The organism is Roseateles sp. (genome assembly GCF_039595295.1).
Taxonomy (GTDB): Bacteria; Pseudomonadota; Gammaproteobacteria; order Burkholderiales; family Burkholderiaceae_C; genus Roseateles.
Map to the genome: position 1 here is coordinate 1 of NZ_JBCNLU010000056.1, position 18,492 is coordinate 18,492.

General features: G+C 65.4%; 26 protein-coding genes and 1 tRNA gene. 16 read left to right on the forward strand and 11 right to left on the reverse strand.

Annotation, left to right across the window (positions count from 1 at the left end; all coding sequences use genetic code 11):
* Positions 1-28 precede the first annotated feature (28 nt).
* The 3 genes from ABDW59_RS22960 to ABDW59_RS22970 form a co-directional block, all read right to left on the reverse strand.
* Positions 29-1,141, reverse strand: a complete 1,113-nt coding sequence (locus ABDW59_RS22960) for a chemotaxis response regulator protein-glutamate methylesterase (RefSeq protein WP_343633525.1) — start codon at positions 1,139-1,141, stop codon at positions 29-31.
* A 75-nt stretch (positions 1,142-1,216) separates the two neighbouring features.
* The gene (gene cheD / locus ABDW59_RS22965; protein ID WP_343633527.1) at positions 1,217-1,888 is read right to left on the reverse strand and encodes a chemoreceptor glutamine deamidase CheD; all 672 of its coding nucleotides are present in this window, start codon (positions 1,886-1,888) and stop codon (positions 1,217-1,219) included.
* 11 nt (positions 1,889-1,899) lie between these two features.
* Complete coding sequence (locus tag ABDW59_RS22970; protein WP_343633529.1) at positions 1,900-2,766, reverse strand: CheR family methyltransferase; 867 nt, start codon at positions 2,764-2,766, stop codon at positions 1,900-1,902.
* Between the two features lie 276 nt (positions 2,767-3,042).
* On the opposite strand from ABDW59_RS22970, the gene ABDW59_RS22975 reads away from it, so the two are divergent.
* From ABDW59_RS22975 to ABDW59_RS22990, 4 genes are all read left to right on the forward strand, one after another.
* On the forward strand, positions 3,043-3,681 hold the full coding sequence (locus ABDW59_RS22975; RefSeq protein ID WP_343633572.1) for a GGDEF domain-containing protein: 639 nt from the start codon (positions 3,043-3,045) through the stop codon (positions 3,679-3,681).
* A gap of 2 nt (positions 3,682-3,683) precedes the next feature.
* Positions 3,684-4,490, forward strand: a complete 807-nt coding sequence (locus tag ABDW59_RS22980) for a MinD/ParA family protein (RefSeq protein ID WP_343633531.1) — start codon at positions 3,684-3,686, stop codon at positions 4,488-4,490.
* A gap of 102 nt (positions 4,491-4,592) precedes the next feature.
* On the forward strand, positions 4,593-5,006 hold the full coding sequence (locus tag ABDW59_RS22985; RefSeq protein ID WP_343633533.1) for a group II truncated hemoglobin: 414 nt from the start codon (positions 4,593-4,595) through the stop codon (positions 5,004-5,006).
* Positions 5,007-5,206: 200 nt separating this feature from the next.
* Positions 5,207-5,590, forward strand: coding sequence for a hypothetical protein (locus ABDW59_RS22990; protein WP_343633534.1), 384 nt, complete (start codon positions 5,207-5,209; stop codon positions 5,588-5,590).
* A gap of 96 nt (positions 5,591-5,686) precedes the next feature.
* Here ABDW59_RS22990 and ABDW59_RS22995 read toward each other — a convergent pair whose 3' ends face one another.
* From ABDW59_RS22995 to radC, 3 genes are all read right to left on the reverse strand, one after another.
* On the reverse strand, positions 5,687-6,388 hold the full coding sequence (locus ABDW59_RS22995; protein ID WP_343633535.1) for a hypothetical protein: 702 nt from the start codon (positions 6,386-6,388) through the stop codon (positions 5,687-5,689).
* 271 nt (positions 6,389-6,659) lie between these two features.
* Positions 6,660-7,301 carry a Smr/MutS family protein gene (locus tag ABDW59_RS23000; protein WP_343633537.1) on the reverse strand — a complete coding sequence of 214 codons (642 nt, stop codon included), beginning with the start codon at positions 7,299-7,301 and terminating at the stop codon, positions 6,660-6,662.
* Positions 7,298-8,053, reverse strand: coding sequence for a DNA repair protein RadC (gene radC / locus ABDW59_RS23005; protein ID WP_343633539.1), 756 nt, complete (start codon positions 8,051-8,053; stop codon positions 7,298-7,300). The genes ABDW59_RS23000 and radC overlap by 4 nt, the downstream gene beginning before the upstream one ends.
* Before the next feature lie 73 nt (positions 8,054-8,126).
* Here radC and ABDW59_RS23010 point away from each other — a divergent pair, with 73 nt between their 5' ends.
* The 6 genes from ABDW59_RS23010 to ABDW59_RS23035 all read left to right on the forward strand — a co-directional run bounded on the left by ABDW59_RS23010 (position 8,127) and on the right by ABDW59_RS23035 (position 12,830).
* The gene (locus ABDW59_RS23010; RefSeq protein ID WP_343633541.1) at positions 8,127-8,570 is read left to right on the forward strand and encodes a peptidylprolyl isomerase; all 444 of its coding nucleotides are present in this window, start codon (positions 8,127-8,129) and stop codon (positions 8,568-8,570) included.
* Between the two features lie 14 nt (positions 8,571-8,584).
* Positions 8,585-9,598, forward strand: a complete 1,014-nt coding sequence (ispH, locus tag ABDW59_RS23015; protein WP_343633542.1) for a 4-hydroxy-3-methylbut-2-enyl diphosphate reductase — start codon at positions 8,585-8,587, stop codon at positions 9,596-9,598.
* A 108-nt stretch (positions 9,599-9,706) separates the two neighbouring features.
* Positions 9,707-11,002, forward strand: coding sequence for a serine--tRNA ligase (gene serS, locus ABDW59_RS23020; protein WP_343633544.1), 1,296 nt, complete (start codon positions 9,707-9,709; stop codon positions 11,000-11,002).
* Positions 11,003-11,142: 140 nt separating this feature from the next.
* A tRNA-Ser gene (locus ABDW59_RS23025) sits at positions 11,143-11,233 on the forward strand.
* A 176-nt stretch (positions 11,234-11,409) separates the two neighbouring features.
* Positions 11,410-12,351 carry a hypothetical protein gene (locus tag ABDW59_RS23030; RefSeq protein ID WP_343633546.1) on the forward strand — a complete coding sequence of 314 codons (942 nt, stop codon included), beginning with the start codon at positions 11,410-11,412 and terminating at the stop codon, positions 12,349-12,351.
* Positions 12,348-12,830 carry a hypothetical protein gene (locus ABDW59_RS23035; protein ID WP_343633548.1) on the forward strand — a complete coding sequence of 161 codons (483 nt, stop codon included), beginning with the start codon at positions 12,348-12,350 and terminating at the stop codon, positions 12,828-12,830. Before ABDW59_RS23030 ends, ABDW59_RS23035 begins: the two co-directional genes overlap by 4 nt.
* A 7-nt stretch (positions 12,831-12,837) precedes the next feature.
* Here the strand turns inward: ABDW59_RS23035 and ABDW59_RS23040 are convergent, their stop codons facing one another.
* Positions 12,838-13,968 carry a tyrosine-type recombinase/integrase gene (locus ABDW59_RS23040; RefSeq protein WP_343633550.1) on the reverse strand — a complete coding sequence of 377 codons (1,131 nt, stop codon included), beginning with the start codon at positions 13,966-13,968 and terminating at the stop codon, positions 12,838-12,840.
* Entirely contained in the window at positions 13,947-14,192 is a 246-nt protein-coding gene (locus ABDW59_RS23045; protein ID WP_343633552.1) for a DUF4224 domain-containing protein, read from the reverse strand. Before ABDW59_RS23045 ends, ABDW59_RS23040 begins: the two co-directional genes overlap by 22 nt.
* A 79-nt stretch (positions 14,193-14,271) precedes the next feature.
* Here ABDW59_RS23045 and ABDW59_RS23050 point away from each other — a divergent pair, with 79 nt between their 5' ends.
* The 3 genes from ABDW59_RS23050 to ABDW59_RS23060 all read left to right on the forward strand — a co-directional run bounded on the left by ABDW59_RS23050 (position 14,272) and on the right by ABDW59_RS23060 (position 15,165).
* On the forward strand, positions 14,272-14,475 hold the full coding sequence (locus tag ABDW59_RS23050) for a hypothetical protein (protein WP_343633554.1): 204 nt from the start codon (positions 14,272-14,274) through the stop codon (positions 14,473-14,475).
* Positions 14,476-14,487: 12 nt separating this feature from the next.
* On the forward strand, positions 14,488-14,679 hold the full coding sequence (locus ABDW59_RS23055) for a hypothetical protein (RefSeq protein ID WP_343633556.1): 192 nt from the start codon (positions 14,488-14,490) through the stop codon (positions 14,677-14,679).
* A 63-nt stretch (positions 14,680-14,742) separates the two neighbouring features.
* Complete coding sequence (locus ABDW59_RS23060; RefSeq protein ID WP_343633558.1) at positions 14,743-15,165, forward strand: hypothetical protein; 423 nt, start codon at positions 14,743-14,745, stop codon at positions 15,163-15,165.
* Between the two features lie 161 nt (positions 15,166-15,326).
* Here the strand turns inward: ABDW59_RS23060 and ABDW59_RS23065 are convergent, their stop codons facing one another.
* Both ABDW59_RS23065 and ABDW59_RS23070 read right to left on the reverse strand, forming a co-directional pair.
* Complete coding sequence (locus ABDW59_RS23065; RefSeq protein ID WP_343633560.1) at positions 15,327-15,635, reverse strand: hypothetical protein; 309 nt, start codon at positions 15,633-15,635, stop codon at positions 15,327-15,329.
* Positions 15,636-15,757: 122 nt separating this feature from the next.
* Complete coding sequence (locus ABDW59_RS23070; RefSeq protein ID WP_343633562.1) at positions 15,758-16,072, reverse strand: hypothetical protein; 315 nt, start codon at positions 16,070-16,072, stop codon at positions 15,758-15,760.
* A 215-nt stretch (positions 16,073-16,287) separates the two neighbouring features.
* Between ABDW59_RS23070 and ABDW59_RS23075 the strand changes: the two genes are divergently transcribed.
* Together ABDW59_RS23075 and ABDW59_RS23080 are read left to right on the forward strand one after the other, a co-directional pair.
* Complete coding sequence (locus ABDW59_RS23075; protein WP_343633564.1) at positions 16,288-16,713, forward strand: Arc family DNA-binding protein; 426 nt, start codon at positions 16,288-16,290, stop codon at positions 16,711-16,713.
* Between the two features lie 233 nt (positions 16,714-16,946).
* Positions 16,947-17,234: a hypothetical protein gene (locus ABDW59_RS23080; RefSeq protein ID WP_343633566.1), complete on the forward strand. Its 288-nt coding sequence runs from the start codon at positions 16,947-16,949 to the stop codon at positions 17,232-17,234.
* 283 nt (positions 17,235-17,517) lie between these two features.
* On the opposite strand, the gene ABDW59_RS23085 is transcribed toward ABDW59_RS23080, so the two are convergent.
* The gene (locus ABDW59_RS23085; RefSeq protein WP_343633568.1) at positions 17,518-18,072 is read right to left on the reverse strand and encodes a hypothetical protein; all 555 of its coding nucleotides are present in this window, start codon (positions 18,070-18,072) and stop codon (positions 17,518-17,520) included.
* A 106-nt stretch (positions 18,073-18,178) separates the two neighbouring features.
* Here ABDW59_RS23085 and ABDW59_RS23090 point away from each other — a divergent pair.
* Positions 18,179-18,492: hypothetical protein (locus tag ABDW59_RS23090; RefSeq protein ID WP_343633570.1), on the forward strand; the 314-nt coding region annotated here is incomplete at its 3' end.

Here is an 18,492-nt window from a genome sequence, read left to right on the forward strand (position 1 = left end):
GCGGCGGCCGCTGCTGATCAGCGTCCGGTCACACCCGGTTCAGCGACATGCCGGCCGTGCTGCGCAGGCGTTCGATCAGGCGCGTGGCGATCTGCTGCAGCGGCAGGACCTCGTCGGCCGCGCCGGCGTTGATGGCCTCGCGCGGCATGCCGAAGACCACGCAGGTGGCTTCGTCCTGGACCAGGTTGTAGGACCCCGCGTCCTTCATCGTCTTCATGGCCTTGGCACCGTCGGCGCCCATGCCGGTGAGCATGATGCCCAGCGCGTTCTGTCCCACCACGCGCGCGGCCGAGTTGAACAGCACCTCCACCGAAGGCTTGTGGCGATTGACCGGATCGCCGTCCTGCACCCGAGCGATGTAGTTGGCGCCGGAGCGCTCCACGCTGAAGTGCATGCCGCCCGGGGCGATGTAGCCGTGGCCCGGCAGGATGCGCTCGCCGTCCTGGGCTTCCTTGACGCGGATCTTGCACAGGCCGTCCAGGCGCGCCGCATAGCTGCGGGTGAAGCCGGGCGGCATGTGCTGCGTGATGCAGACCGCCGGGCAGTCGGCGGGCAGGTTGATCAGCACGTCCTTGGTGGCCTCGGTGCCGCCGGTCGACGCGCCGATGAAGATGATCTTCTCGGTCGACAGCCGGCCCAGGCTGGCGATGGGGGAGGCGGGCTTGAGCGGCGGCGTCGCGCCGCCGGTCGCGGCGGGAGCGCCCGCGGCGGCCGGCGCCGGCGCATGCAGGCGGCGGATCTGCGCCTTGGCGGCGATGCGGATCTTGTCGGTGATGTCCTGCGCCAGCGCGCGGATACCGTCGGCCACGCCGATCTTGGGCTTGGCCACGAAGTCCACCGCGCCCAGCTCCAGCGCCTTGAGCGTGACCTCGGCGCCGCGCTCGGTCAGCGTGGACACCATCACCACCGGCATCGGCCGCAGGCGCATCAGGCGCTGCAGGAAGTCCAGCCCGTCCATCTTGGGCATCTCGACGTCCAGCGTGATCACGTCGGGGTTGAGGTTGCGGATCATCTCGCGCGCGGCGAGCGGGTCGCTGGCCGCGCCGATGCATTGCATGTCGGGCTGGCGGTTGATGATCTCGGTCAGGATGCTGCGCACCAGCGCGGAATCATCGACGACGACGACAGTGGTCTTGGCCATTTTCTCACTCCTCGTACTTCTGCTCTTCCTCGGGGGCGTCCCCGGGGCGGCCGTCTCGGTCTACAGGTCTTGTCCTCAGAACAGGTCGATCGAGCCGCCGGTGCTGGCGACCGGCTGCGCGCGCTGCGCCGCGGCCTTGTCCTGCTGCACCAACGCATCGGTGTTGGTCGGCGCCAGGCGCTTGACCATCGCCTTGCCGCTCTTGGGCAGGAAACAGACCTTGCGCGGGTATACGTCCATCACGTCCTTGGAGACGATGGGGATGCGTTCAAGCTTGAGGAAATCGATGACGAAGTTGGTGTTGCGTTCACCGACGTTGATCGTGTTCATGCCCGAGATGACGGCGCCGCCGCCGAAGATCTTCGCTTCCATCCGGCTCTTGGCGGCGCCGCGCTTCATCATCTCGTTGATCAGCAGTTCCATCGCGAACGAGCCGTAGCGGCCCGAGTCGCCGTGGCCCTCGGGCAGCATGAAATGGTTCATGCCGCCGATCTGCGCATGGCGGTCCCAGAGGCAGGCCGCGATGCAGGACCCCAGCGTGGTCATCACCAGCAGGTCGTCGTTGTCGACGAAGTACTCGCCCGGCAGCACCTTCACGGCGGCGTTCTTGAAGTGCGCGTCGTAGAAGAAGAACGAGGCCTCGCCGTTCTTGCGCGACACCGTCTTGAGCTGGGCCACGCGTGCCGCGCCGGCGCTGGCCAGCGCCGCGCTTTGCTGCATGGCGGAGGAGGCGGAGGACAGGGTCATGGGGTGTTCTTTCAGACGCGCTCGTAGATCGTCTTGCCGCGCAGGCGGAAGAGATCGCGGGAATCGGTGAAGTTCTCGGAATGGCCGACGAACAGCAGGCCGCCCGGTCGCATCACCTTGTGGATGCGCTCCAGCACCTTGCGCTGCGTCGGGGCGTCGAAATAGATCATCACGTTGCGGCAGAACACGATGTGGAAGGGCTCGCCCAGATTCCAGTTCGTGTTCATGAGGTTCAGCGTGCGGAACTCGATCATGCGCGCGAGCTCGGGCTTGATGCGGATGCGGCCCTCGTTGGCGCCCGTCCCCTTGAGGAAGAATTGGCGCAGACGTTGCGGCGAGAGGCCGCGCGACTCGGCCGCGTAGACGCCACGGCGCGCGGTGTTGAGCACGTTGGTGTCGATGTCGCTGCAGATGATCTGCACGCCGGAATTCGCGCCCAGCGATTCCTGGCAGGTCATCGCGATGGAGTAGGGCTCCTCGCCGGTGGAGGCGGCGCAGCACCAGATGCGCAGCGGCTTGCCCGTCAGCGTCTTGAGGTCGTCGGTCAACGACTGGAAATGGTGGTCCTCACGGAAGAAGCTCGTGAGGTTGGTGGTCAGGCAGTTCACGAACTCCTGCCACTCCTGGTCCCCTTGCGGACCCGTGACGCCCTCCAGCCATTGCAGGTAGCTGGCGAAGCTCTTGTGGCCGGTGTCGCGCAGCCGGCGCGAGAGCCGGCTGTAGACCATGGCGTGCTTCCCCTCGTGCAGCGAGATCCCCGCGTGCTGGTAGATCAGCTGGCGCACGCGGTCGAAGTCCGCCCGGCTGAAGCTGAACTCGTGATCGATCGCCTCCACGGGAGACGAGGCCGGAACGGAAGCCGGTTGACCTGGGCGCATGGGCTGTTGGACTTCTAGATGTGTGGATGCCGGGGCACCGGGTAAGCCGCCATTGTCGGCAATCGCTAGTTTGCGTGCTAGTCGCCAATTTGATGTGTGAAAGAGGTGGGGTAACTGGCTCTTTTCTGCGACCTCGTTCGGGGGGAACCCGCTAGACTGCGCCGGAAATTGACCCGTCCGCCCTCGGTCCACCCCTTGGAACATCCGCAAAGTCTCATTGCCGCGCATCACTTGCGCCTGGACCTGGCCCTGCAGCTGCTGCAGCAGGCCGGGGCGATGCTGCCCGACGCGGAGCCGTACTCGGAGGCCTGGCTACAGGGCATCCTGGACGCGCTGTGCGACCTCTCGAGCAAGGACGCGTTGACCGGACTGGTCAACCGACGCAGCTTCGAGATGGCTTTGGGGCGCGAGGTCGACCGGGTGGCGCGGTCCGGCGAGCCGGCCTTGCTGCTGGTGCTGGACATCGACCACTTCAAGGCGGTCAACGACACGCACGGCCACGCGGCCGGCGATCAGGTGATCCGCGCGGTCGCGCAGGCGATCGGGCAGACGGTCCGGCCGATGGACACGGTGGCGCGGGTCGGGGGCGAGGAGTTCGCGATCATTCTTCCCAACTGCCCGACCTCGGTCGGCGTGTTGGTGGCGGAGCGGATCCGGCAGCGGGTCGAGGCGATGGCGATCAGCGTCGCCAACGGCACCCCGCCGCTGCGCTGCACGATCAGCATCGGCGGGGCGTTCGCGCCCCAATGGGTGCGGTCGTCGACCCTGATCTGGACGGAGCGTGCCGACCGTCAGCTGTACCGGGCCAAGGCCGAGGGGCGCAACCGCGCCTGCCTGGAGAGCGCCGTGGACTCCCTGGTCAGCGCCGAGGAAAAAGGCATGTTGTTCGCAGTAACGCAACAGGATAGTGAATGAGCATGACAACAGCTCCTGCTGCATCGAATGCCCGCGGAGGCGCTCGCACCTTGGCCGTCACGAGCGGCAAGGGCGGCGTGGGCAAGACCTTCGTCACCGCGAATCTGGCGGCGGCCCTGGCCGCGCGCGGCGAGCGCGTGCTGGTGCTGGACGCCGACCTCGGTCTGGCCAATCTGGACGTGGTGCTGAACCTGCATCCCAAGCTCACGCTGCACGACGTCTTCACCGAGCGCTGCACCCTGGAGCAGGCCATCCTGCCCGCGCCGGGCGGCTTCCATGTGCTGCTGGCAGGCTCGGGCATGGTGGAGTACTCGCGGCTGACGCCGGACGTGCGCGACAAGCTGCTGCACATCCTGGAGGTGGTGCGGCCGCGCTTCGATTACGTGCTGCTCGACACGGGCGCCGGCATCTCGGACGTGGTGCTGTTCGCCGTGTCGATGGCGCATGACGTGCTCGTGGTGGCGACGCCCGAGCCGACCTCGCTGACCGACGCCTACGCCACGATCAAGGTGCTGGCGACGCAGCAGGAACGCCGGCAGGTGCGGCTGATCATCAACCAGGCCAACCGCCCGGGCGAGGGCAAGCTGATCTGCGGCCAACTGCAGCAGGTGCTGCAGCGCTTCGTCGGTCCCCAGCCGGGCCAGAACTTCAAGCTGGAGCTGCTGGGCGAGGTCAAGAGCGACCCGATGGTCCGGCAGGCGGTGCTCAAGCGCCAGCTGCTGCTGGAGCATTACCCCGGCAGCGACGCCGCGCAGCAGATCCGCGGCCTGGCCTCCAAGCTGCTCGAGATCGCCGCCGCGCGCGCTTGATCCCGGATCTGAGCGCGCGCATGCTGTTGCCCGCTTGATGCGGGCCGGAGTCCGCGGTCTCGAGCGGATCTCTCCCTCCCCATTCCGATTTCTCCCGCTGCGATGACCGATTCCCAAGACCTTGGCGCGACGGGCGCCGCGCCCGCGACCCCGTTCGAATGGGTGGGCGGCGAGGATGCCGTGCGGCGCCTCGTCGACCGCTTCTACGACCTGATGGACCTGGAGCCGCGTTTCGCGCAGCTGCGAGCCATTCACCCGACGACGCTCGATGGATCGCGGGACAAGCTGTTCTGGTTCCTGTGCGGCTGGCTGGGCGGGCCCGATCATTTCGTCGAGCGCTTCGGCCATCCGCGGCTGCGCGCCCGGCATATGCCTTATCGCATCGGCATCGCCGAGCGCGACCAATGGATGGCCGCGATGACCCAGGCCATGGCGGAATGCGAGCTCGATCCCGAGCTGCAACGCCGGCTGGTGGCGTCCTTCGCCAACACGGCGGATTGGATGCGCAACGTCTGAGCGCCCGCACTCGCGGGCGGGTGTGCGATGCGTCACGGGCCTTGAGCGCAAGGTGCGGACTGGCGAGCGCCCGATGCGCGGACGTTCGCGCCGACACGATGTAACCGGCGCCGCGGGCGTGCATTTCTGACGGCACGGCTTGCCGCGTCGGAGGGCCGATGAACACGGCCATCGCGCCGTCGTCTAACGTTGAGCCCATCATGCTCACGCAATTCGACGACGATGTGGTCGGCATCGAAGCCAATCCCGACCTCCAGCATGTCCGCATCGACGACGGCCGCCTGTGGCTCTCGGAGGATGCCCGCGAGGACATCGAGGTCTGCGCCGGCTACTGCCCGGAGACGGACAGCCCCATCCTGATGCTGAACTTCCTGCGCGCGGCCTGCGTGCGGCTTCAGCATGTCGATGTGGACGGGGATCAGGCCGAGCACGCCTTCATGTCCTTCTGCGTGCTCAAGGGTCTGGAGCACGCCATCGAGACCCACTGGCAAGGTGCCGAGTTGGTCGGCGAGTTCCACCCGGAGCGCCTGCTGATGGCCTTCACCACGCCGAGCTCGCCCCACACCAGCCTGATGCTGCATTGAGGTCCTGAGGCTCTGGAGCCACGAGGCGCCGACCACGCGATGAGCGTGCCGGCGCCTTCTTCATTTCGGGCCGCGAGGCTCCGATCCGATGGGAGCTCAATCGACGCGGAAGGCGAACTCCTGCTGGAAGCGGTGCTCGCCCGGGCAGACGTAGCGCGACTTCAGCGTGCCCTCGATGGCGTTGGAGAAGGCGCGCCGCGTGCGCGCATCCATGGCGCCGCTCAAGGCCTGGATCTGCACCGCGACCACGCGTCCTCCTTGCACGTCGGCGACGGCGCGGAACAACGCTTCGCCGCTCCAGTTGACCGTGGGCATGTCCGGCGCGGCCATCTGCGTGCAGATCGCGCCGGGCTGGCGGATCGCGTCCTTGGGCGTGGGGACGGGCCCGGCCGGTTTGGTCTCGCCGCTGTTGCTCGCCGCAGTCTGGAAGGGCGTGATCTCACGCGACTCCTGCGCGGGCACCGTCTGGATCATCGGCGGCGTGGTGGGCGTGACCTCGACCGTCGGGATCGGCACCTCGACGAGCTTGGGCATGCGGACTTCGGGCTCGGTGATCTGGACCGGCTCCGGCGGCTTGGGCGGCTCGGGCTTCTCGGTGACGGTGCGGAACTGGATGGGTGGCGGCGCTTCGGAGGCGTGACGTTGGAAGCCCTTGATGAGCGCGCCCACCATCAGCAGATGGACGATCCCGACCAGGATCAAGCCGCCGGTGCGGGCGCTTGGCGCCTGGAAGCGGCCGCGGCTGTGGCGGCGCAGGCCCGTGGCGGGCGAGAAGGCCGGAGACATGGGCATCGACATGCGTGTTCCCTCCCCATCGTGACGATGGATGTTTGATGAAGTGAATCAACTCCTTGAGAACTGTTCTCAACAACGCCGGCTTGAGGAGACTAGCCAGCCGCGCAGGGCGACGCAACCGCGTGTTCCGGAAAACAACGCGAATCGGGGGAGGGGGAAAGCCCGTGTGGGCGAGGGGGGCGGGGGAAGCGACGCTCGATGGTTGTTTCCCCGGGGCCGGGGAGAGACGCCCGCGGGACGCCGCCCTGATGGGGGACGGTCTTCGGCGTGGGTTTCAGGTCGCGTTGAGCAACACCATCAGCGCGCCGGCGCCGCCATCGCTGGCGCGAGCCTGGACGAAGGCCAGGACTTCCTGCTTCTGCACCAGCCAGCGGCGCACGCGCGACTTGAGCACCGGCTCCTTGCCGGGCGAGCCATTGCCCTTGCCATGGACCACGCGCACGCAGCGCAGGCCGCGCCGGGCGCTGTCGTGGATGAACTGGCCGAGGGCCTCGCGCGCCTGGTCACGGCGCAGGCCGTGCAGGTCGATCTGCGCCTGCAGCGACCAGTGGCCGCGGCGCAGCTTGCGCACCGACTCGGCCGAGATCTCCGGCCGGCGGAAGGACAAGGTCTCGTCCGTCTCCAGCAGCGAATCCACGTCGAAATCGTCCGACAGCGCCTCCTTCCAGGCGCGCTGCTCGTCGAGTTCGCGCTGACGGGGTTCGGGCTCGGGCAGGCCGTGGCGCAGGACGACGCGATTGGCGTCGGGCAGCCGGACGACCGCGCCGACGGTGTGCTCGAAGATGCGGGCCTCGTGATCGCGCAGCCGCGCCTGCGCGGCTTCACGCTCGCGGCGCTCTTCCTCCGCGCGCTGGCGGAGCTTCAGTTCTCGGTGCAGCGTCTGCAGGTCCTGCAGGCTGCGCAGTCGGTCGGTCACATCAGGCCCAGGTCGGTCATCGATACGGCATCGCCCGCGCCGACGATGAAATGGTCCAGCACCTTCACGTCCACCAGGGCCAGCGTCTGCGCCATCACGCGCGTGAGCTGGATGTCCTGCGGCGACGGATCGGTGTGGCCGGACGGATGGTTGTGGACCAGGATCACGGCGGTGGCGTTCAGGGCCAGCGCGCGCTTCACCACCTCGCGGGGATAGGCAATGGTATGGGATGCCGTGCCTTGGAACAGGGTCTCCAGGGCGATCAGCCGATGCCGGATGTCGAGAAACATCACCGCGAAGCATTCCGCGCTCAACGCGTCGAACTCCAGGCGCAGGAAGTCGCGGACGGTCTCGGCGTGCTCGAAGACGGGAGCCGCCGTGAGCGGTTGCCGGAGGGCGCGACGCGTGATCTCGGCCGCGGCCAGCAGGATGCCGACCTTGGACGGCCCCAGCCCCTTGATACGTCCGAGCGTGGTCGCGTCGGAGGCGATCAGCCCGGCGAACCCTCCGCACTGGTCGAGGACGTCCCGCGCCAGCTGCAGGACCGATCGTCCGGGCAGGCCGGTGCGCATCAGGATGGCGAGCAGCTCCGCGTCGCTCAGCGCCGGTGCGCCGCGGGCGATGAGCTTCTCGCGCGGGCGGGCCTCGGCGGGGAGGGCGGCCAGCGAGCCGAGGCAGGCCGCCGGAGACGCCGGCGAAAGCGGCGGTGAGGGCAGTGCGGGCGGTGCGATCGGAGCGATCTGGACGGTCATGGCGGGACTCGAAGGAAAGGACGTGGCGCTCCAGCCTAAAATCGCGCCTCGTCTTCCAACATCCCCCTGACTAGTGAACCCCGTCCAACCTGGCTCGTTCCTGACCTTGCATTACCGGCTCAGCGGGCCGGACGGTCAGCCGCTGATCGACACCTTCGCCGACAAGCCCGCCACGCTGACGCTGGGCGCCGGCGAGTTGGCGCCCGCCATCGAGGCGCGCCTGATCGGCCTTGAGGAAGGCACGCAGACCCGCTTCGAGCTCGCGCCGGGCGAGGCCTTCGGCGAGCGCAATCCCGAGCTGCTGCAGCGCGTCAAGCGCAGCCTGATGCGGGAGCTGGGCGACCCGCACGAGCAGTACAACCTCGGCGACGTGGTGCAGTTCCCCACCCCCGATGGGCAGGGACAGTACGCCGGCGTGGTGCGTGAACTGGGGGAAGACTGGTTGCTGTTCGACTTCAACCACCCGTTGGCGGGACAACCCGTCAGCTTCGAGGTGCAGCTGATCGGGGTGCTGTGATGGGAGAACACCACATGAGCGACCCCAGCAACGATCCGGCCCAGACCGTCGACCTGAGCGCGCTGCCGGGCAAGGACATCGTGCTGGCGGAGCCGCGCGGCTTCTGCGCCGGCGTGGACCGCGCGATCGAGATCGTCGAGCGCGCGCTGAAGAAATTCGGCGCTCCGATCTACGTCCGCCATGAGATCGTCCACAACACCTACGTCGTGAACGACCTGAAGCAGCGCGGCGCGATCTTCATCGAGGATCTGGCCGACGTGCCCGCCGGCGCGACGCTGGTGTTCTCGGCCCACGGCGTGAGCCAGGCGGTGCGGCAGGAGGCGGCCGCGCGCGGCTTCCAGGTCTTCGATGCGACCTGCCCGCTGGTGACCAAGGTCCACGTCGAGGTGGCCAAGCTGCACCGCGAGGGCTACGAGTTCATCATGATCGGCCACAAGGGCCACCCCGAGGTCGAAGGCACGATGGGCCAATTGACCGACGGCATCTATCTGGTCGAGGAAGCCTCGGACGTGCCGCATGTGCGCGTCAAGGATCCGAGCAAGCTGGCGGTGGTGACGCAGACCACGCTGAGCGTCGACGACGCGGCGGAGATCCTCTCGGCGGTGAAGCGCCAGTTCCCGCAGATCCGCGAGCCCAAGAAGCAGGACATCTGCTACGCCACGCAGAACCGCCAGGACGCGGTGAAGGTGCTGGCCCCGCAAGTGGACGTGGTGGTGGTGGTCGGCAGCCCGACCAGCTCCAACAGCAACCGCCTGCGCGAGCTGGCCGAGCGTCTGGGCACGCCGGCCTACATGGTCGACTCCGCCGAGGACGTGCGCGGCGAGTGGCTGGACGGCCGCTCGAAGGTGGGCCTGACCGCGGGCGCTTCGGCGCCGGACGTGCTGGTGCAGGCCGTGATCGACCGCCTGCGCGAGCTGGGCGCGACGACGGTGCGCAAGCTGCCGGGCGTCGAGGAGAACGTGCGCTTCCCGCTGCCCATGGGCCTGGGCGACAAGTCCATGGCCGAGGTGGCCGCCAGCCGATCTTGATCGCCTCGATCCCTGGCCGAGGCCGGGGATCTCGATCGCGCGACCTGATCGCTCCCGACACCGCCGGCGCCGCGTGGCGCCGACCCTGAAGAACACGAAAGACCTGTCATGCTGGACATCACCCAACTGCGCAAGGACCTGGACGCCGTCATCGAGCGTCTGCAGTTCCGCAAGAACCCGCAACCCTATCTGGACATCGAGCGCTTCAAGGCGCTGGAGGCCGACCGCAAGCAGGTGCAGACCCGCACCGAGGAGCTGCAGGCCAAGCGCAACCAGCTGTCCAAGCAGGTCGGCATGCTCAAGGGCAAGGGCGAGGACGCCAGCGCGGTGATGGCCGAGGTGGCCGGCATCGCCGACGAACTCAAGGCCGGCGCCGAGAAGCTGGACGTGATCCAGCACGAGCTCAACCAGATGCTGATGGGCGTGCCCAACCTGCCGGACGTCAGCGTCCCGGCCGGCGCGGACGAGACCGGCAATGTCGAGGTGCGCCGCTGGGGCACGCCGCGCAGCTTCGATTTCGCGGTCAAGGATCACGTCGACGTCGGCGCGCCTCTGGGCCTGGACTTCGAGACCGGCGCCAAGCTGTCGGGCTCGCGCTTCACCTTCCTGAAGGGCCCGGCCGCGCGGCTGCATCGCGCGCTCGCGCAGTTCATGCTGGACATGCAGACGCAGGAGCACGGCTACACCGAGTGCTACACGCCCTACATCGTCAATCGCGAGATCCTCGAGGGCACGGGCCAGCTGCCCAAGTTCAAGGAAGACATGTTCTGGGTGCTGCGCGGCGGCGACGACGAGGCGCAGGAGCAGTACCTGATCTCGACCTCGGAGATCTCGCTGACCAACACCGTGCGCGACAGCGTGCTGAAGGCGGAAGAGCTGCCCATCAAGCTGACGGCGCACAGCCCGTGCTTCCGCTCGGAGGCGGGCAGCGGCGGTCGCGACATCCGCGGCCTGATCCGTCAGCACCAGTTCGACAAGGTCGAGATGGTCCGCATCGAGCATCCCGAGCACAGCATGGCGGCGCTGGAGGAGATGACCGGCCACGCCGAGGCGGTGCTGCAGAAGCTGGGCCTGCCGTATCGCACGATGCTGCTGTGCGCGGGCGACATGGGCTTCGGCTCGACCAAGACCTACGACCTGGAGGTCTGGCTGCCGGCGCAGAACACGTACCGTGAGATCAGCTCGTGCTCGAACATGGGCGCGTTCCAGGCGCGTCGCATGCAGGCGCGTTTCAAGAATGCGCAGGGCAAGAACGACCTGGTGCACACGCTGAACGGGTCGGGTCTGGCGGTGGGCCGGACGCTGGTCGCGGTGCTGGAGAACTACCAGCAGGCCGACGGCAGCGTCGAGGTGCCGGTGGCGTTGCGCCCGTACCTGGGCGGACTGGAAGTGCTGAAGGGCTGAAGCGCGAAGGAGGAGGCGACTTCGCGGAGATCACCGTGAGGCGGCAATCGCACAAGATGCGTGCGGGAGTTGCCAAGGGGTCTGAAACGTCGCTATACTCTTAGGCTTACCCGCTACCAACCACGGCGGGCACCGAATCAGGAGAGGTGGCAGAGTGGTTGAATGTACCTGACTCGAAATCAGGCGTACGGTATCCCCGTACCGGGGGTTCGAATCCCCCCCTCTCCGCCAAGAGCTGTTGAAAATCAACGCACTAAGCCAACCCACGGGTTGGCTTTTTTACTTCTGAAGCGGTCGTTTCCGCACCGCAGTTTCCGCATGCGCCCCACCCCGGAAGGGGGAATGATCCGCGCTTGCGCTTCTCGTACGATGCAAGAACTACAAAGACTTGTGTTGGGAGGGACGAAATGAAGGTCAGGTTGGCAGGCTTCACCCTGGAGATTGATCAGCCTGGCGCGCAGGTGAGCATCGAGCAATTCGTTCGCCACGTTGCGGATTGCATTCCGGATGAACTCGAAGGCGAAGGGGAGCAGAAGCGCCTGCTGTTCATGAATGCTGATCACGATGCCGACTACTACGTTGGACTCGTCGTCACGGTGAAAGACCATCGCGCCTACTGCGAACTGGTGGAAGCGCCGGGGGGGATGACGTTGAAGGTGACAGAGGTAGCCCAGGGGGCCCATCTCATGGACTTCAACTTTTTCGTCATCCACAAGGTTTCACACAACGGGCTGTATCAGCACTACCACCACTCCTGCTCACCCGGCGCGTTCGCGAGCCTCTGCGGGGAGCGCTTCCGGGCGTATCGGACGGCGAAGAGTGACGCGGCCGTGGAGGCGCTCCCGGCTCCCGCCACCGCGGCTGCTGAACGGCGTGTGCGTGCCCAGTATGGTGGTTACCTTCGTACTCAGCTCATCGTCCGACAGGAAGCGCTGGAAACGATGGTGCGCGAACTGCGGCGGGTAAAATCGTTCCAGTACGTGATCGCCACGCCACAGGTTGAAGAGCAGGCATTTCGACCGCTCACGCGGTGGATTCGAAAGAAGATGCACAAGCTCTCTTTCGATGCGAACGGCCCCGTTGACGGAATCGCTCGCGCTGTGGCTCGGACCGTTGATCAGTTGGGAATCACGCGTGGACGCATTGAGGGGGTCGACGACGATGGAGTGAGGCGCGTCCTCAAGATTGTCGACAATCCTGACACATTCGGGGAGTACGAATACGATGATGTCGCTGCACGGATCGATGATCTAAACCTTTCAGAGTTTCATCACTCCTGGGTGGTTCGCGAACTGCTCGACAAGGCCCGGGAACATGCTCACATCCTTGAAGTAGTGATGCGCCGATGACTCGTTTCGTCCTTGTCTCCATGGCATTCGCCGCGCTCGTACTTAGCGCGGTCGTCGCTCTGACCCCCAGCCAGGGGGCGGCGATGACGTTTTATGCAGACAAGATTCGGGTGAGTCTGTTCACAGGCCTGCTGACTGTGGGGAGCTTCCTTCTATCGCTGAAGGTCTTCATCGTTGTCAAGTTCAAAGAGAACGTCTTCGACAGTCCCGCGTATCTGGAGCTGCTGAACGAACGTCGAAAGATCAAGCCGTCACTTAAGCACTACGCACCTGTCCGGCAACTCAGCACGGTTCTGTTCGTAGCAATTAGCTCGGCGCTGATTGCGTCTGTGTCACAAGTCACCATCGGCCTGATCGCCCACCCAGCCGCTTTTTTGATTTGCATCGCGCTAGCGGCATTCGCTGGAGCGATGCTTTTTCAGACGTTGATCCTGATTCGAGTCATCCTCACCGAATGGCTTGATTACATGGAGAAGTGAGCGCTCTTCAGCGCGACGGTTTCGTGACTTCGCCTCGACGGCGGTACACCATCTTCGTGATGTCCTCCTTTGAGTGCCCGAGCAGCTTCGATGCTGTGGTCAAGTCCTCGACGTCGCTGGCCGCCTTCGCGCGGGTGTCTCTGAACTGGAACTGAGCGATCCGAGCGGCCAATCCCAGTTTGCCGTCCGCTTGAGCGGCGGCGATCGCGGCCCTCCTGGCATCGACGAAACGCGTCCGCAGCGTCCCCTTGTTCAGCACCAAGCCGCCAGCGGTCATCAGCAGGTGAAAGCCGCGAACTTTCCGAGCCTTGATGCGGTCAACAACTTGACCGAGCAAGTTCCTCGATCCGTCGTTGGTCAGAAGGATGCGAAGTAACTTCCCCGTCTTGCCCTGGCGCACCTGCAGCTCGGTGTCGCTGAGATCGTGGACCGTGAATCGGAGCACGTCGGCCGGCCGCTGCCCGGTCAAGTAGGCGAGGTCCATTGCATCCTGGAGCTCCGGCACCGCGACAGCGTAGAGGGCCGTCCAGACCTCGTCATCGACGTAGAAGTCCCGCGGCTTCTCCTTGTTCTTGGAGACGCCGGTGACCGGATTGGCCTTGTCCGTGTAGCCCCACTCGCGCGCCATCGACATGATGTGCGACAGCAGGGCTAGCTCGCGGTTGGCCGCCACCGGTGCGTGCTTGCCGCCCGGGTCTCGGACGGTGCCGTCCGCTCGAAGGCGCTTCTTCGTCTTGCGGTTGTCGCGGTAGGCTGCAACGTGGCGCGGAAGGATGGCGCCGATCGGCGCCGTGCCGAAGTGCTCGCGCAGATTCTCGATCTCGGCGAGGTTGTTCAGCTGCGTGCGCGCTGCCTTCTTTGGGATCTCGTCGCGAATGTACTTGTCGAAGAGCACGCTCATCGTGCCGGCCTCGGCTGGCACAGGCTTGCTCTCGTACTCGGCCCACTTGCGCTTTGCCGCGAGGAGGTCGGTCCCCAACGGGAACTCTTTGCGCTTGCCGGCGCTGTCCCGGCCATCGTAGTAGTAGCCGATCCAGACCTTGCCGCTCTTGAGCGTGCGCCGACGCTCGATCATCCGGGGTGGCAACTGCTTGCCGCTGTTCCTTGTCTTTGGCATCAGGTCGACGGCGGTTCCCATTGAGACTGCTGGACGATCGTCTTCACTTCAACGCCTGAAAGCTTGAGGTTCGCGTACAGGCGGCCGACGATCGGATCGCCTCCGCGATTGAGGTTGAAGTACCAGCGGTTCTTCTTCAGCCATTCGATCTGGAGATCTCGACGCACAGCGCCCGTGAGTCGCGCAAGTGCTTCGACGCTCAAGATTTCATCGCCGGGCTCCGGAAGGGGAAGGATCGCGGTCATTCGAGTGCCCCTCCGCGCGCGCCAGCGGCGGCCTTTGCGCTGCTGTCTAGAATCATTCGTCTCTTCACGAGTTGCTCCAATGGAAGACGGTTGGACTGCGACGGTCATCGCCGAGACCACGCTGAACGGGAAGTTCAGGCCGGTGCTGGTGCTGACCTGGACCGACGAGGGCGTCGAGCGCGACGTCACGATCCCGCTGCCAGGCGAGTACGACAGCCGTATGGGAGCCGAGGAGGCGGGCAAGGACGCGATCGCGGAGATGACGTTGCCCGACGAAACCTAGAATCGGCGACACATGGCAGACATCGACATCACGGACGACGAGCGCGCCGCTCTCTACTTCATTCCGCAGTCCGAGGGCGGGAAAGGCATCGACGAGGAGCTGCAGCAGCGGCTCCAGGACAAGGGCTTCGCCACCGCGCCGCGCGAGGATGGCCGGCGCTGGCTGACCGAGCTGGGTGATCAGGTCCGGCGTGGGCGCCTGTAGCGCAGCCGAGTTACCCTTGGGGACGCGGAGGACCGATCCGCGATCAACCAGAGGGAGAACACAATGACTTTTCCAGAGCCTATCAGCCTCGAGAAGGCGACGCTCCTCAATTTCGCTGCCGAGCGCCTCTCCGGGACCTTCCACGCGTTTCTGAACTGGATATCGAGCAAGTCCGATTCCACCTTTGGGAAGGTCGTTTACAAGGACCAGCGGGCCCAGTACCAACTGCTCGGCAGGGTCTTCGAGATCAACGCACGCTTTGTGGTCGCTCAGGGCGAGACCATGGCGATGGAGGTGTGGCTCGGCAACGTGGCGGGTCAGGTGATCGCGAGGTTCTATTTGAGCGAGGGGAACGTGATGTATAGCTCCCCGGTCTTGGTGCGTGAGAACGTGATCGGCTCGACCGGAAACGGCGGCATGGATCGAGACACCCTTCTCGCTGCGTTCATGAACGCGGCAATCGAGTCGGACACCTTCCAACCGTAAACCCAATCCCGCAGACGTTGCTGGCTCCTGCTGCGCCAGTGCGCGCGGCGCCGGCAGCATTACGGCTGCGAGGGCGGCCATCATCGCCAGGACGACCGTCGTCGCAGCGAGTAGTTCGCGCATGGAAGAGCCATCCTGTCCTTCACCGATGGGCGCAGGTCTCACTCGAGCCCACGAAGCGGACCTTGCTCGGCTCGCCACGCCGCAGCATCAGCGAGTTTGAGCGCGGCATCGAGCCGGTTGAGGCAGGCCCAGGTGGCTTCGACGAGATCGATGCTCACTTGCTGCGGGTCCTTGACCATCGCGGTTAACACCGCGCGGGCCGCGTCGGAGGAGGCCTGAGCTTCGTCGGTGGCCTTCTTGATCTCAACCAGATTGCCGACCATGTGGGCGACGACGTCGGGCTTCGCGCCGAGCTTGTCGAAGATGGCTTTGGCGTCGGGGTAGGGGTGCTTGTGTTGCTTGTTCATGAGAGTCCTCGTTGGTGTAAAGGCGGGCGAGCCTTTCGGCTGGACAACTGGAAGTAGGGAGGGAGGAGGAGATGCCAGTTGTCGCGCGCCCGAAGAATTGGCGTAGAACCAGATCGGTTGATCTAGTTCCAGTGGAATGTGCTGTTGTCGACTTCCTCGATGGACCGTGACATCCGCTGCAGACATGCACTCATCGCTTCAAGGAGTGCGAACGTCTTCGAGTCAGAGTCGTCGAGCATCACGCGCACCAACGCGGAGAGCGATTCCTCCATCGTCATGATCTCGGTGATCGCGTGCCTAACGGACTTCTTCAGCAGGACATCAGCCGCCGTAGCTCCGTCCTTGGATGGCATTGCGGCGACGAGCTGCTTGAGCAGGGATTGCGGCTCATCCGGTGCGGTGGCGGCGACAGGCTGATGCGTTGCTACTTGGCTCATGGTGATCTCCTGGGCAGGAAGGTGAAGACCCTGGCTTCCACTTCCGAGCCTGCCCGCTCAGCCATTGCTGGTCACAGTGGAAGGCCAGGGCCTTCGGAGAACACGACGCTCGGTGGCAGCGAGCTATGGATCACCGTGATCCATGAAAACAATGTACCACCGTGGTTCATTGGTGCGCAACCCTATGACGGACCACGGTGGTTTAGACTCGCGCCATGAGCCGCACAGACCCCCAGATGAAGATCCGCCTTCCAGACGAGTTGAAGGAGGCGATTGAGAGAGCCGCGGAGTCGGCTGGCCGGACGTTGAATGCCGAGGTCGTTCAGCGCCTGGGCGCGACGTTCGCCGTCGACGGCGACGTCGCCGCACTTGCGCGCCAGGTGGAAGCGCTGACGTCGCAGCGAGACGATGCGTACCGCGCGATTCGGGCGCTGCAGGGAACGCAAGAGGCACTCGCACAGCTCACGCTGGCGGTGGCTGACCATGCGACGTCGTCGAAGACAGCGGGAGCTCAATCGACCATCGCCGCGGCGCGGTCGGTGGCCTCAGCACTGCTAGCCCCTTTGCGAGTGCCGTCAGACGGTGAGCTCTCGGCAATCAATGCTCCGGCGGCGAAGCGAAGGCGTGCTGCCAACGTCTAGGAGTGTTCGGTGACCCCGCCGCTATAGTTCCTCGGGGGGAGGTGAACATGACCACAAACGAGAGTTGGACCCTTGCAGTTGCGATCTACGCGGCCGTCGTTTCCACGGCTGTGCTTCTTTGGGACGTTTGGAAGTGGCGCTCCGCAGGCCCGAGATTGCTTTCTAGGGCATCGGCGAGCATGCAGCTGTGGTCGGGAGGAGTCTTTGACGGAGGGGTGAAAAACGTTGTGTGCTTGGACGTCTACAACGATGGCGGCCAGCCGACGACGCTCACTACTGCCACCTACAAGGTCTATGCGAGTCGTCTGGCTGGGCGCATGGGGCGAAAGGCCCAAGAGGCTTTCGTAATTGCCGACCTGAAGCCAGACCTTCCAGTGAAGCTCAGCCCCGGCGAGCAGTGGCGGGGCGTTACTAGGCGCGATGACTGGCTTGACGGCATGATTCGCGGCAAGATCGTCTATGCGGAGATCTACCGGGCTGGTTCTGACAAGCCGATTCGCATACGTCTAATCCACTCATAGCAGGGACGTAGTCGACGAGTTCCACTGCTGAGTCCCAAGCGCTGAGAGTGTTGCTGCGACCGAAGGGATCGCCGACGACCTGGTGACGCGCCAGCCGGCACGGCGAGGTCTACACCACCGCCCAGGTACGCGAGTTCTACAACCAGCGCGGCAACCGGTACCAGTGCCATTGCTCGCAGACCGAGTGCCTGCTGGACGGCGACGGTAAGCCGATCCTCACGGACAGGCTCAAGGCTGCGATGGCGAAGGAGAAGAAGGACTGGAAGCCGGCGGCCTGAGTTCCTCAGGCGAGTACCTTGGCCAGGAAGGGCTCAACGAAGCCATGCAGTTGCCAGAGCGCCAAGATCGCCAACATCAGTGGCACCAGCAGATCAAGAAGGTAGACCCGGACGGTATCGAAGGCACCAAGCACTCGGGAGGCTGCGTCAGCCTTACCAAAGGCAACCTCGGTCTGTTGTAGCGCCGTGAGGATCTCTTGCATCTCCGTTGTCGGAGAAGCGCCCAGCCCGTAGGTTGCGTAGATTGCTGAGTACGCCCGAAGGAACGCCGGGTAGCCGCCAGAGAATGCCTTGATGTCGCGCGCCACCTTCCAGGTCATCCAGTCCTTTATGAATCCAGCGAGGAACATCACGAGCAGATAGGCGATGGCGATGAAGAACGCGCCCTTCGCCAAGTCTGGATCGGCAATCGCCTTAGGAAACCCCAGTAACTCGCCGACGCTGCCCGCGTTGAGGGTGAGTCCAGCAGCGGCGGCGATGACCAGGTTTCTTCGTTCAAGGGTCGTCCTCTCGCTCAGCGGACGATCACGGGCAATGATGGCTGGCTCAGTGGTCGGCATGGTGGTCCTGAAGTCAGCCGAGATCGTATCGCCTCCATAGCATCCCCCGATGCCCCGTAATACCCAGGGGATCGCCGGAGGCGCGGCAGTCGATGAGGACTCTCTGATGAAACGATCGATCTCGATGATTCTGGTTGCGGCCCTGGCCTTCGGTGCCGCCGCGATGGCGGTGGCGGGCCCGGCCCCGGTGGACCCGAACGTGCACATTGCGCTGGCGGGCGTCGGGCCGGCCGAGCTGGGCATGGCTGCCGTGGCCGCTTCGGCGGTGCTGGGCGGCACCGTGCAGCCGGCGGTGGAGCAGGTGAGCGAGGAAGTCGCCACCGCCATGCGAGCGAAGTTCGTGGTCGGCAGCGTGGAGCGGTTCGAGTCCGCTGAGCGGGTGAAGTTCAGCGCCGTGAGCAAGTCCGGCGGTTACCCGGA